The sequence below is a fragment of the Paenibacillus allorhizosphaerae genome (assembly GCF_042659105.1).
In the GTDB taxonomy this organism is placed as follows: domain Bacteria; phylum Bacillota; class Bacilli; order Paenibacillales; family NBRC-103111; genus Paenibacillus_G; species Paenibacillus_G allorhizosphaerae.
In genome coordinates, this window is the sequence record NZ_JBHSRV010000028.1 from 1 (window position 1) to 13,141 (window position 13,141).

A 13,141-nucleotide genomic window follows, 5' to 3' on the forward strand; every position below is an offset into this window, starting at 1 on the left:
TCCTAGGCAAGAGGGCCGGATAGCAGGCGATCTTTCTTATTTTGCAATCCACATCAGCTAAAATTCATTGAAATGTACCCTTAAAAACAAAACCCCGAAAAAATTCGGGGCTTTGTCAACAATCTGACGCTACTGACAACAGTATGTCAGTAGCGTTTTAACATTTTTTGGGCTTAGCTACGGTAAACTTATTACATCCTACAGCCCCCAACCAAACATCTCTCTTTACTCATTACTTCTGCTCGTTTCGTATTTATACCAGATAGCCAACGAATAGGAATTCTAACTTGATCAGAGCGAACCCGTCCATCCAATGTTTTTCTTGGTGAATGCCGTTGGCTATTCCCCTGATAAACTTTTTTAGCTAAGCGCAATGCTGCAGGAGAGGACATTCTGGACTCTATATAAATGCTCAGCAGGCTTTTTATAGCACATCTGAAGGACGGATGTACTAAATCCACCCAGATGGTCATATCCAGAATTGGCAAGACAAAGATGCTGTGCAAGTCGACGAGCGGAAAGGATCGTCATGAAATTGGGGCCAGGTCGTTGTAAAGAATACAAGGATAGCGGGATGATTCATTGTGTACACAACAACCGGTGATTCAAGTTAATGGTTTCATCTGAACGGGCAGGCCAGAGCAATAGCGAAAGAACCTATCCCAGCAGTTCTTTGGCTCCGTTCATCACTAAGGGCAAAGACTGTTTAACGAATGATTCCGCACTTATTAGACACCCCTCTTTGTTCCAAACGTAAGCCGCCCCATACATCCCCCAACTTAACATGATAGAAGCTGTATTTATTAAGAATTGCGCGTTTGGATTCGATAGCATCTTGTCTTTGTCTATAAAGGAAAGAAGTATCGTTTGAATTTTTTCCTTTATTTGAATTTCGAATACAGGTACAAGCGATGTATTTCTTCTTTTGCACATAGTGCTTAAACCCTTGTGAAATTCGCATACCCCCAGAAAAATACTCTGAATTGTTTCTTCATTCAATACTTCGTGACCGCTTATTCTACGATTTATGATTGTCATAAATGATTCCATTAGTCTGGCCTCAAGAATTTCGAATTTATCTACAAAGTGCGCATAAAAAGTCGCTCTGTTAACAGTAGCCCGCTCTGCAATATCCCTAACGGTTATCGATTCAAAGTCTTTTTCTTGAATTAATGAAGCAAAAGCGTCTTGAAGGAGTCGCCGTGTACGTATCACGCGAGGATCAGCTTCATTTTTTTTAATTGTCATAATTAAGATCTCCCCAGTAAAACAACATTATAGAAATGGTGTTGTCAATACAACGGTTTATGGTTATTGATGATTGCGTACCATTCGGTTGTTATTATAACATACAAATACAACAAATGTTGTTCAAACGACTAATGTTGTACTGAAACAAAATGATAAATGGCATTTTTTACAAACGGGGGAGAGAACCATGTCGGTTTCACAACCGTCGCAAACGAGGGAGCACCAACTTTTTTTTGATATTATTCGAGAACGCCTGTCGGTTAGTAGCTATGATCCCGAGTTCAAGATTTCTCGGGAGGAATTGACCGAAACATTACGGCAAGCCCCGCGCTGGCTCCTTCAGCTGCTAACATGAAGCCGTGACGGTTTCTCGATATCGACAAAAATATAGTTATTTAAAACACATCAGGAGAGTGAATTATGAAGAGCACATGGAAAGTTAACGTTCTAGCCTTGATAAGCTTTTTAGTTGGAACATCCAATTACATTGTTTCCGGGATATTAGACCGAATCGCAGAGACGTTGGGAACAAGCGTTGCGGCAGCAGGCCAGCTCATTACGGTTTATTCCCTGGCCTATGCGGTCGGCACTCCTATTTTGATGGCGCTGACGGCCAAAATGGACCGGCTTAAGCTCCTACTTTATTCGCTGGGCCTCTTTATTGCCGCAAATCTGCTGACATTTTTATTGTCCGGCTTCGGTTTCTTCATTGCCGCGAGAATCATTACGGCGTTAGGCGCCGGGGTGGTCACAGTTAATGCGCTCAGCATCGCCGCCAAAATCGCTCCGCCAGGTAAACAGGCCAGCGCCATCGCCAACGTCACCATGGGCATTACCGCATCGCTCATCATCGGCGTCCCGCTCGGTAGAATGGTAGCCTCGGCTTTTGGCTGGAAAGCGGTATTTCTGGCCATCGCAATTGTCGGGGGCTTGGCCATGCTTGTCATTGCTGCGGTTATACCACGTATGCAGGGCGACAAGCCTGTCCCTTTGATCAAACAATTTGCTTTGTTAAAAAAACCTCAAGTTTTGGTTGCTTTAGCGATTACTTTTTTCTGGTTGGGAGGTTATTCCCTTGCCTATACTTACTTATCACCTTTTCTGCTAGAGGTGACTCATTTAAATGAATCATTGATTAGCGCAGCTCTGTTCGTGTTCGGCGTTGCCAGTTTGATTGGCTCGAAAGTCGGCGGCTACAGTGCGGATAAACGGGGCATCAAATACACGCTCGTTTCAGGGATGGTGCTTCACGTCATTTCGTTGATTTTGCTATCCTTAGTCGGACAGTCGGTCATTGCCGTAATCGCCATTTTGATTCTCTGGTCTTTTGCCGCTTGGTCATCAGCTCCCGCGCAGCAATTTAACCTGGTTTCGCTTGTTCCTGAATCCTCGGGCGTTATGCTGAGCTTGAACAGTTCCATGATGCAGCTTGCCATGGCTGTCGGCGCAGGAATCGGCGGGCTGATCGTTAACCGTGTTTCTTTAGCATCCATTACCTGGTTCGGGGTACTCGGCGTACTCATCGCCATCATTGCTGTGTTTGTATTGTCTAGCATGGCATCACGGCATTCGGTGGTTCAATCAGTGGATTAAGTTTTAGATGATTTTTTATGATAGCGAAGAAATAGATGAGGAAGTTGGAAAGTTCAAAGAGGATTAAACTAACTGGGTAACGATAGTTCAATCAAGCACGACGGCAGCCGGCACGCATCGGTTGCCGTTTTCCGTTGAAGGGAAGTTGAGAAACTCGCTATTTAAATGCGCACATACATTTGGTACTGTGATAATGTATTTTCCAAATTCAGTTCAAACATACCTTGATTGATGATGAAAACGGGGGCTAGAGAAAATGAGTCATATGTTTGTGTCGCGAAAGCGCATATGGATCCAGCGATCCAATGCAGAGGAAGTTAAATCATATTCTTCTACTATGGATGCTCTCGACTTTCCATTCTCATAAAGCTGAACCATTTGTTTCTTAAATTCGGTTGTAAATTTCCGTCTTTGCCCTGGCTTAGTAGATCCGCTCCTAATGATGATGTGTCTATTCTACTAGCCCTTAATTTTTCTGTCCAACTAAGTGTAGCCGATCTATTTTGTATCGCACATTAACAAGGGATAGATGGATACTTACTACGCAATTAACAAGACGTAAGAACCAAGTTCAACAATTATTTTCCGTTACCAACCCTGAACTGAAACGAGCTTTTAAAAAGCCAGGTGTGATAAGCGTCCTCAGGCTGGCACTAAAGTATCCAACTGCACAAGAAATGGCTAAGGCAACTCAGGACGAACTTAGGCAAGATCTTATTATGATTTGTGCTAAAACAACAGCTACCAAGGCCTCGAAGACCTCAGCAGAGCTGTTACCGAATACTTTAGCGATTAACATTCCACACCTAGCTGAACGGCAAACTTGGCCTATTGAAGAAGCTTTGCGTATAGAAGAAGCGATAAAAAGCATGGATAATCAAATAGCATCTCTTCTTCATGGGGATGAAGAAAAAGGATATAAACCTCATCCGTATACCAAAATACTGATGTCTTTCCCTATTATGAGTGAATCTATGGCGTGTACATTTATCGGCGCAATTGGGGATATAGAACGGTTTTCAACATATTTAGAATTCAAAAAATATCTTGATGTCGCCGCGGAAAATAAAATCTCAAGTACATCGGTCTCTAAGAGTAGGCAAACTTACGAAGGCGTTAGGGATACACGAAGAGTTCTATTTCTAATGACCTTACTGTTGTTATCGCCAAAAATTGGGGCAAATAGTTTTCGTGTCTACTACGAGCGCTTAGTTGAGCGAAAGATGCCAAAGAGAAAAGCTATTGGACATGTTTGTGGCAAGATCGCCCAAGTATTATACTCATGTCTAAAAAACAATGAACAATATGATCCATTCAAACATGCGAACAAAATGGGAGTAACCATAGCAGGCGAAGTGAGACTGAAGATTCCTGCAAATTTAGATGATTACGAACACCAAGCAGAGGAATTTGCAGACGAAGAAATTATATAAGGGAATGTTATTCAATGAGACTACACGGACTTTTTACAGGTGTTTTTATAGCCCTTCTCTCTAAAGTGAAAGATACATATTCAATTACCTTAATGAATCTGTACAGGGCGGGTCGCGTATGATGTGGAAAATGCGGAGTGGGTTCATGTTCATCGACAACGCATTCGTGCCGATGGGAAAGCTGTACGAGACGGTTAATGAGCAGCTGACGAAGGAAGGGAAGCCGGCTCTGAAGGTTGAAGATGAGCTGACGATGATGGTTGTGCGGGCATGAGTGTTAAGCCGATAGTGATGCAGTTAAGCACACAACGGCTTTTTTTGTTTCCATTATGAAAACGAACCAAGTGCGCGATTAATAAAATGTTTAGGAAAAAAGTTTCATTATTTATCGGACTACCGTAGGAATTTTGCGATTTGTTGTCGAATTAACAAAATCATACAAATAAAGAAGAGGTGAGAAATAATGATACTGCCGAAGCGGTTTGCGTTTATATGGTGCATGTTCCTGCTGTGGGCGGCTACTTTCGTAGGTACGCTGCCGGCTGCACATGCTCTAGGACCTTATAATCCTGCAAAAACGATTGCGCACGATTTTGAATATGGTGCGACTACGGATCCCAATTTTTATTTGGTAGGGCTAAATGGTGGGGATGCCCAGGAATCGCATGTTTTCACGCAGTTTACCGTTCCAAGTGATTTTCCATCATCAGGAAACGTCGCAAAGATCAAGATGACGGTAATACGCACTGAAGCGAATGGTCCCTTTACGAATAAAGTGAAGTTATGGGGATACAGTTCTACAGAGCCGGTTCCTACTGACCAAGAGTATCAGAATACGAACTGGCCGCACAATTCAGCTTTTTCGAATAAGGACGTTTTTACCGATCTAGGAACATATACGTCCGTTGTTTTGGGGCAGTCCCTTTCATTCGATGTAACCGGCTTTATAGATGGTAAAGCAGGACAACTGGTAAGCTTTTTCATAACGGGATATGATGATACATTCACGCAGGCCAATCAAGGGGTTCTCGTTCAGATCAGTACGCCAAGCTTGGTAGAGGAAGCTCCACCAAACACGGCTCCTGTTATCACATCAAATGGTGGAGGGGCGACTGCAACTGTGTCTGTCGATGAAGGAACGACCGCAGTCACAACCGTAACGGCTACAGATGCGGAGTCAAACCCGCTGACCTACTCAATCAGCGGTGGAGCAGATGCATCGGCATTTAAGATCAACTCTGCTTCCGGTGTGTTGACCTTTGGTCCGGATGCACCACCACCCGACCGTGAGACGAAATCAGTGTATACCGTAGTTGTAAAGGTTGAGGATTCGGGCGGATTATCTGATACCCAGACCATTACTGTAAATATTAGCGATGTCAATGATACAAGTCCAGTTATTACATCGAACGGCGGCGGAACGACAGCAACCATAACGGTACCGGAGAATACGACCGCTGTTACGACTGTTACGGCTACGGATGCGGACACGACGGGTACATTAAGTTTTTCGATTAGCGGCGGAGCGGATGCAGCTTCTTTTGCCATCAATGCGGGTACCGGGGAGTTAACCTTCGTGACAGCCCCCGACCGAGAAACGAAAGCAGCATACGCCGTAACAGTGCAAGTATCGGATGGAGTCCATACAGTATCGCAAGCGATTACGGTCAATATCTCGGATGTGAACGAATTCCCTCCAGTTATTACTTCTAATGGAGGTTTGGCTGCAGCGACGATTGATGTGGCAGAGAACACGCCGGCTGTAACAACGGTTACGGCGACGGACGTAGACGCGGATGCGGTGTTAGCCTACTCGATAAGCGGCGGAGCGGATGCGTCGTCCTTTGACATCGATTCGACGACAGGGGAGCTAGCCTTCAAGACGGCACCCGACCGGGAGACGAAAGCGGTGTATGCCGTAACGGTACAAGTAACGGATGGGGACAATACTGCCACACAAGCGATTACGGTGAATGTGACCGATATTAACGACACAAGTCCAGAAATTACATCGAACGGCGGCGGAGCGACCGCAGAGATAACAGTACCGGAGAATACGACAGCGGTTACGACGGTCACGGCAACGGACGCGGACACGGTAGGTACACTGGAATACTCCATTAGCGAGGTAGCAGAATGGTCGGCTTTTGTTATCGATGAAAATACTGGGGTATTGACCTTTAAGACTGCCCCTGATCGTGAGACGAAAGCATCGTATTCTGTAACGGTGCAGGTATCGGATGGAATCCATACTGATACGCAAGCGATCACGGTCAATATATCAGATGTGAACGAATTCCCTCCAGTTATTACTTCTAATGGGGGGTTGGCTACAGCGACGATTGATGTGGCAGAGAACACGACGGCTGTCACGACGGTCACGGCAACGGACGAAGATGCGACTGCGGTGCTAACCTACTCGATAAGCGGTGGAGCGGACGCGTCGGCCTTTAATATTGATCCGGCGACCGGGGCGTTAACCTTCAAGACGGCACCCGATTATGAGACAAAAGCAACGTATACCGTAACAGTTCAAGTAACGGATGGGGACAATACTGTCACACAAGCAATTACGGTGAATGTGACAGACGCCAACGACACGAGTCCGGTTATATCCTCTAACGGCGGAGGTTCGACCGCAACGATAACGGTACCGGAGAATACGACAGCTGTTACGACGGTGACGGCAACGGATGCGGACACGGTAGGTAATCTGGAATATTCGATTAGTGAGTTAGCGGATTGGTCAGCCTTTTCCATCAATTCCACGACTGGGGAGTTATCCTTCAAATCTGCTCCTGATCGCGAGACGAAAGCATCGTATTCTGTAACGGTGCAGGTATCGGATGGAACGAATACCGTCACTCAAACGATTACAGTGAATGTGACGGACGTCAATGATTCTAGTCCGGTTATTACTTCGAATGGTGGGGGAGCTGCGGCAACCATATCCGTCGCAGAAAATACGGTTGCTGTTACGACAGTAACCGCAACAGATGCAGATAGTTCGGGTACGCTTACGTATTCGATCATCGGAGGTGCTGAAGCATCTGCATTTGCAATCGATGCAGCAAGCGGACAGTTAACATTTATTTCTGCGCCGGACTACGAAACTAAATTAACGTTTGTCGTTGTAGTACAAGCCACGGACGGTACAACGTCACCTGATACGCAGGAGATTACCGTTAACATTACCGATGTGAACGAGTATACGCCAATCATTACTTCAAATGGAGGCGGGGATTCCGCTGATATTGCCGTAAACGATGGAGTAATTGACATCACGACAGTAACGGCGACGGATGGTGACGGAAGTGCTGAGCTCCATTACGAGATTAGCGGCGGGACAGATGCAGGCAAGTTTTCTATCGGGTCGAGAACAGGAAAACTCGTATTTACGACTGCCCCAGATTTTGGGAATCCGACGGATGCCAATCTGGATAACGTATATGAAGTTAACGTAAGGGTTACAGATTCCCTGTATACAGATAGCCAGACGATCCGGGTATCGATTCTTGATATCTCAGCTCCTGACAAACCGGTGTTAACCTTGAGTCATACAGGATGGACGAACTCGAATGTGACGGCGACTGTGTACGGCGAACCGGGCAGCAAGATTGAATACCGATTAAGTGACAGCCCGACATGGTCCATCTACTCGGCTCCAGTTGTGTATACAGCAGAAGGAGAATATCGGGTTCAAGCCAAACAGACCGATGCTTACGGCAACGTAAGTGAAGCTGTTTATGCCGATGTCCATATTGATAAGACGAAGCCTGTCATCCGATTAACGGGTGAGCGGGAAGTATATGTGTACATTAATGGAACCTTTACCGATCCGGGAGCCACGGTCACCGACAATTTAACGCTGAACTTGCAGGCGACCGTCACAGGAAGCGTAAATACGGGAGTAATCGGTACATACACGCTGCACTACAACGCTGTAGATAATGCGGGGAATGCAGCGGTAGAGCAGATTCGGACGGTGCATGTGCTGCCGACGCCTACGGGGCTATTCTTCGATTCGCCTAGCTACACATTTGCGGATAATGAAACGGCGCCGTTTACGGTACGGATGAAATACTCGGATGGTAGCGAGGCGGTGCTGACCGACCAAGGCACCTATTCCTTTGTTCCGACTGGCATCGCCCAAGTTACAACGAAGGGGATCTTGGAAGGCGTACATGCAGGCAGCACCGTTATTAAGGCAGTTTATGGAAGTCAACAGGCTACAGCTGATGTGACTGTGAAGCCTGTCCTTAAGAAGCTTCAATTCAACAATCCTGCCATTTCTATAAAAGTAGGGAAGAGCGCAGATGTTGCCGTTCAAGCCATTTATTCGGATGGCAGTGAACGGAATGTCACATCAGAGGCGTCCTATCAATTCACCGCTGCAGGCATCGTAGAATGGTTACGCTCGGGAGTTTTGTCGGGGAGAAGCGAAGGGACAACTGTAGTTGGAGCAACCTATGGAGCAAAAACGGCTGAGCTTCAAGTGACAGTGTATAAGGAGCCAGCCTCCGTAGAAATAGGCGAGGCACTGGACAATATTGTGATCGGCTATGCAGCAGGCGACTCTTGGGAAAGTGTAACGAAGAATATCTCGTTGCCTTATGCGGGTCTACACGACACCGTCATAAGCTGGAGCTCGAGCAATCCTCAAGTTCTGTCTGCTTCCGGCGTCGTCAGCCAGCTAACGGATCAAAGTGTAACGATTGATCTTGTGGCTTCCATCGAAAAAGACGGCGTTACGATGAAACGAACGTTTTTGATCATCGTCAAAAAAATCGGCCAAGAAGTTACGAACGAGGACTCTTCACGTACCGTTCCTGTCCGGGTAGGTCAAGAACAAGAGGATGTCGAGCAAACGACAATCACTCGGAAAACGACGGCCGATGGAACGAAAATAGACAAGGTTGATCTGGATCCTGTCAAGGCGCAAACTGCTCTCGAAAAAGCGCTCAAGCAAAACAACCCTGTAGTTCGAATCGTGATTACGGATATTCCGAGCGATCGTGCGGACGAAGTAGCGGTTCGGGTGTCTGCGGAAGCTTTTAACGGACTGGCTAGCAAAGCCGATCTTGCCCTTGAGACGGAAGAAGCCAGCGTTGTACTGTCCGATGCGACGCTTGAGGGATTGAAAAACGAAGGGATCGATTTATTCTTCAGATTTGTTCCGATTCGAAAGGAGCAAGAGCAAGAGCAGATTAAACAACAGGCACTTTCCGACCAGCATGTGAAACAGGAAGCGGGTAATCGCACCGTCAGCCAGGTTGGTACTCCGATGACGATCGAGACGAACTATTCTTCCTACAGCACGAAGCTGATTTTCCCGTTATCCAAGCTTAACGCGCCCACAGATTCATCCGCGCTAACTGCATACTTGTCATCGCTATATGTGTATATCGAGCATAGAGATGGCGAGATCGAAGTGAAACAAGGCTCGATTGAGCGTTATGCTTCCGGAAAAATTGTCGGGTTATCGATTGTGATCGATAAATTCAGTACATTCACTGTTTTGAAAATGGATGCAGCTCCTGAGCAACCCCAGGATAGTGATCCTTCCAGCGGAGGTGGAGTGTCAGTTGAAACAGAGCCGGCCCCGGCAGAAAGCACTCAACCTAGCACCGAAGCGCCGTCGGCAGCTTCTCAGTCCGTGCATACAGCCTATATTAATGGCTATGCAGACGGGATGTTCCGTCCGGAACAAACAACGACTCGTGCTGAGCTGGCCGCTATGCTGTGGCGCATTATTCAGCATGACGAGGTGAAGACGGATCATGCAGCCGCTGCAGGATACGCGGATGTGCCGCAAAGTCATTGGGCATATGAAGCGATTGCCGGCTTGAAGGAGCGAGGCATCATGCTCGGCGTAGGCGAGGGACTTTTCGAACCAGACCGCCCGATTACACGTGCCGAATTCGCTGCGCTGGCGGCTCGCTGGAAGCAGCTTCCGCTTAACTCGCAAGCACAGTTCCCTGACGTATCGGGACATTGGGCGAGCAAGGAAATTGGAGCGCTTGTTCAGGCTGGAGTAGCGGCGGGTTATGCTGACGGCACATTTAGTCCGGACAAGGGAGTTACTAGGGCCGAAATGGTCAAGATGCTGAATCGATTATTGAAGCGGGGACCACTAAACGGAGTTACGAAGCAAACCTGGAAAGATGTCGAGCCATCTCACTGGGCTTTCCAAGATATAGCAGAAGCTTCTCTTTCCCATACGTTTGAAACGTTACAGGGTACTGAGACGTTCATTGCTGAACAGAAATAGTAAAAAGGGAGTCATTGTGCATTTCCCCTGTCCGATTATTAGACGGGCGGGGGATGCATGTAATGGCTTACTATTTCGCAAATTGAGCTGAATACGAGGTAGGTATGTTTACATTATTGGAAGTTCATGACGAGGACGACGAGTTCTTGTATCAAGTATACGCAAGTACACGGACCGACGAATTTGCTGCGCTGGGCTGGCCGGAAATGCAGCTGCGTGCACTTTTGAACATGCAGTTTAAGGCTCAGAAACGTTCTTACGACTTGGACTATCCCGGCAACGAACAAAGGATAATTACGGCTGCTGGTGTAAAAGCAGGCTATATCATTACATCCCGTTCCGGCAATGTGCTGTCGCTTATCTTCATAGCGTTATTGCCTCAGTTCCGAAACCAAGGGATTGGAACCGCGATTATTCACAAGCTGCAAAGCGATTCGATTGAGACGGGCCAACTTATTCGGCTGCATGCGCTGGACAATAGTCCGGCCCGGGCCCTTTACAGTCGTCTTGGTTTTGTGGAAGTTGGTTTCAAGCCGCCTTATGCAGCAATGGAGTGGAGCCGGGACAACTAGACTCAGATGCTATTTCAGATTTTGAATGGGAGGTGAAGGTGTGTGTGCCCGAATTGTGATAATAGTTCGGGCATAAGGAGCTGAGTACGGTGCGATTCCCGTATTGTCACATATAGCGGGATGAAGTCTGGGTACGAAAAGAAAGCGATTGGGTACGTAAAGCTGATCCAACTTGATCAGCAGCTAAACGATGATGAAAGTATAGGAGGGGCGATTGAAATGAGTGATCAGTACGTTGGAGAAATCCGGTTGTTTGCGGGGAAATATGCTCCCCAAGGGTGGGCGTTTTGTGACGGGCAGACGCTGAAGATTACTGATAATGAGGTGTTGTATACTTTAATTGGAACTACTTACGGTGGAGATGGACAGACGACATTTGCCCTGCCTGACATGCGCGGAAGAGTTCTAGTTCACATGGGGACGAGTCCGCTTACCGGTACGACCTATAACCTTGCTCAAAATGGCGGCAACGAGATTGTAACACTCACATCAACACAACTGCCGGCACACACTCATCAGGTTAACGCACAGGAGGGAACGGCAACAGTCAGCGACCCGACAAATGCTTTTTGGGCGGGGGGACAAGTAGAAATGTATTCTTCTACAGCGCCCAATAATGCGATGGATCCGGCGGCTATTTCGAGTGTTGGCGGGAACCAGTCGCACGACAATATGATGCCATTTTTGACACTTACATATATTATTGCGCTTCAAGGGCTTTATCCTTCACAGGGTTAATCGAAAACATTAGGGAGGTTAGAAGATGGCTGAACCATTTTTAGGCGAAATTAGAGTATTTCCATTTGGGTACGCACCGTCAGGCTGGGCAAAGTGCAACGGGCAATTATTGCAGATTCAGCAAAATCAGGCGTTGTATGCTCTCCTTGGCGTAACTTACGGTGGAGATGGAAGAAATACATTTGCGCTTCCCAATTTACAAGGCAGAGTACCACTGAATGTTAGTGATGCTCATCCTTATGGACAGGTTGGCGGTGAAGAAGCTCATACGCTGACGATATCAGAAATACCGCAGCATACGCATGAGATTTCCGGCAGCTCCGACCCGGCGTCAACCAAAGTAGCGACAGGTAATGTATGGGGGACAACAGCTTCAACTCAGCCTGTCTATACTGCCAATTCTACCGGAACGATGAGTGAGAACGCTTTAGGTACTGCGGGAAGCAGCCAAGCGCATTCTAATATGCAGCCGTTTACGGTAGTAAATTACTGCATTGCGCTTCAAGGTATTTTTCCTCCGAGAAACTAATGAAGAAAGGACGACTGCTATCATGGATCCATATGTAGGTGAAATACGGTTGATTGCCGGCAATTATGCTCCAAGAGGTTGGGCATTATGCAATGGACAGGTACTTCTTATCCAACAAAACAGTATATTGTTCTCTGTTATCGGAATTGCTTTTGGTGGTAATGGGACCACAACGTTTGCTTTGCCGGATCTTCGAGGACGCGCCCCTATCCATCAAGGCGCCGGACCTGGGCTTACGAACAGAGAGTATGCCAGCGAGGGCGGGAATGAAACGGTAACGCTGACAGAAGCTCAGATCCCTAACCATACGCATGCGATTAACAATCAGTCGACTGCTAATACGGATAGTCCGATAGGTGCAGTGTGGGCTAACCTCGGACGTGGAGCAGTAGGAAATTTTTATTCCCAGACGCCTAACGTGTCGATGAATCCACAGGCAGTTTCCGCGGCAGGCGGCAGCCAGCCTCATAACAACATGCAGCCGTTTGTTGCTATGAACTACATCATTGCGCTGGAAGGCGTGTATCCTCCGAAGCAGTAATGCAGGTATGTACGATTAGCGCGCCGATAGAAAAGCCGTCCCTTCTCTATGAGGGGGCGGCTTGTTTTGTAATTTCCCGTCTAGAAGTGTGGTGAAAAAATAAATTTCTGCCAATGACGTAGCCGCGAGGTAAGATGAAAGCAAGAGGTCGTATGCGATAGTCGCGATGAACTTGGCCATTATGACGGGCAGGATAGTTTAGGAAGGCATCAG

The 13,141-nt window shown here is 47.0% G+C and carries 10 protein-coding genes and 1 pseudogene; 9 read left to right on the plus strand and 2 right to left on the minus strand.

Features of this window, described 5'->3' with window-relative positions; genetic code table 11:
• Positions 1-657: 657 nt before the first annotated feature.
• On the minus strand, positions 658-1,248 hold the full coding sequence (locus ACFQI7_RS35765; protein ID WP_218103225.1) for a TetR/AcrR family transcriptional regulator: 591 nt from the start codon (positions 1,246-1,248) through the stop codon (positions 658-660).
• A 190-nt stretch (positions 1,249-1,438) separates the two neighbouring features.
• Here ACFQI7_RS35765 and ACFQI7_RS35770 point away from each other — a divergent pair.
• Together ACFQI7_RS35770 and ACFQI7_RS35775 are read left to right on the plus strand one after the other, a co-directional pair.
• A pseudogene (locus ACFQI7_RS35770) lies at positions 1,439-1,611 on the plus strand (nitroreductase family protein); the annotation flags it as partial.
• 60 nt (positions 1,612-1,671) lie between these two features.
• Positions 1,672-2,844 (plus strand): MFS transporter, encoded by a 1,173-nt coding sequence (locus ACFQI7_RS35775; protein ID WP_218103224.1) that lies wholly within the window; start codon positions 1,672-1,674, stop codon positions 2,842-2,844.
• 261 nt (positions 2,845-3,105) lie between these two features.
• Here ACFQI7_RS35775 and ACFQI7_RS35780 read toward each other — a convergent pair whose 3' ends face one another.
• Entirely contained in the window at positions 3,106-3,291 is a 186-nt protein-coding gene (locus tag ACFQI7_RS35780; protein WP_377518468.1) for a transposase, read from the minus strand.
• Between the two features lie 56 nt (positions 3,292-3,347).
• On the opposite strand from ACFQI7_RS35780, the gene ACFQI7_RS35785 reads away from it, so the two are divergent.
• The 7 genes from ACFQI7_RS35785 to ACFQI7_RS35815 all read left to right on the plus strand — a co-directional run bounded on the left by ACFQI7_RS35785 (position 3,348) and on the right by ACFQI7_RS35815 (position 12,928).
• Positions 3,348-4,277, plus strand: a complete 930-nt coding sequence (locus tag ACFQI7_RS35785; protein ID WP_230415737.1) for a transposase — start codon at positions 3,348-3,350, stop codon at positions 4,275-4,277.
• A 118-nt stretch (positions 4,278-4,395) separates the two neighbouring features.
• Positions 4,396-4,551: a hypothetical protein gene (locus tag ACFQI7_RS35790; RefSeq protein WP_218103222.1), complete on the plus strand. Its 156-nt coding sequence runs from the start codon at positions 4,396-4,398 to the stop codon at positions 4,549-4,551.
• Positions 4,552-4,740: 189 nt separating this feature from the next.
• The gene (locus ACFQI7_RS35795; RefSeq protein WP_218103221.1) at positions 4,741-10,548 is read left to right on the plus strand and encodes a cadherin domain-containing protein; all 5,808 of its coding nucleotides are present in this window, start codon (positions 4,741-4,743) and stop codon (positions 10,546-10,548) included.
• Positions 10,549-10,652: 104 nt separating this feature from the next.
• A complete protein-coding gene (locus ACFQI7_RS35800) occupies positions 10,653-11,120 on the plus strand; it encodes a GNAT family N-acetyltransferase (RefSeq protein WP_218103220.1) in 468 nt (155 codons plus the stop codon).
• A 219-nt stretch (positions 11,121-11,339) separates the two neighbouring features.
• The gene (locus ACFQI7_RS35805) at positions 11,340-11,858 is read left to right on the plus strand and encodes a phage tail protein (RefSeq protein ID WP_218103219.1); all 519 of its coding nucleotides are present in this window, start codon (positions 11,340-11,342) and stop codon (positions 11,856-11,858) included.
• A gap of 25 nt (positions 11,859-11,883) precedes the next feature.
• Positions 11,884-12,387, plus strand: a complete 504-nt coding sequence (locus tag ACFQI7_RS35810) for a phage tail protein (RefSeq protein ID WP_218103218.1) — start codon at positions 11,884-11,886, stop codon at positions 12,385-12,387.
• A 22-nt stretch (positions 12,388-12,409) separates the two neighbouring features.
• Positions 12,410-12,928, plus strand: coding sequence for a phage tail protein (locus tag ACFQI7_RS35815; RefSeq protein WP_218103217.1), 519 nt, complete (start codon positions 12,410-12,412; stop codon positions 12,926-12,928).
• Positions 12,929-13,141: the final 213 nt, after the last annotated feature.

Coding starts and splice junctions, on each gene's coding strand:
- ACFQI7_RS35795 (WP_218103221.1), top strand. CDS start 4,741: ATGATACTGCCGAAGCGGTTTGCGTTTATATGGTGCATGTTCCTGCTG.
- ACFQI7_RS35790 (WP_218103222.1), top strand. CDS start 4,396: ATGATGTGGAAAATGCGGAGTGGGTTCATGTTCATCGACAACGCATTC.
- ACFQI7_RS35810 (WP_218103218.1), top strand. CDS start 11,884: ATGGCTGAACCATTTTTAGGCGAAATTAGAGTATTTCCATTTGGGTAC.
- ACFQI7_RS35765 (WP_218103225.1), bottom strand. CDS start 1,248: ATGACAATTAAAAAAAATGAAGCTGATCCTCGCGTGATACGTACACGG.
- ACFQI7_RS35815 (WP_218103217.1), top strand. CDS start 12,410: ATGGATCCATATGTAGGTGAAATACGGTTGATTGCCGGCAATTATGCT.
- ACFQI7_RS35800 (WP_218103220.1), top strand. CDS start 10,653: ATGTTTACATTATTGGAAGTTCATGACGAGGACGACGAGTTCTTGTAT.
- ACFQI7_RS35775 (WP_218103224.1), top strand. CDS start 1,672: ATGAAGAGCACATGGAAAGTTAACGTTCTAGCCTTGATAAGCTTTTTA.
- ACFQI7_RS35805 (WP_218103219.1), top strand. CDS start 11,340: ATGAGTGATCAGTACGTTGGAGAAATCCGGTTGTTTGCGGGGAAATAT.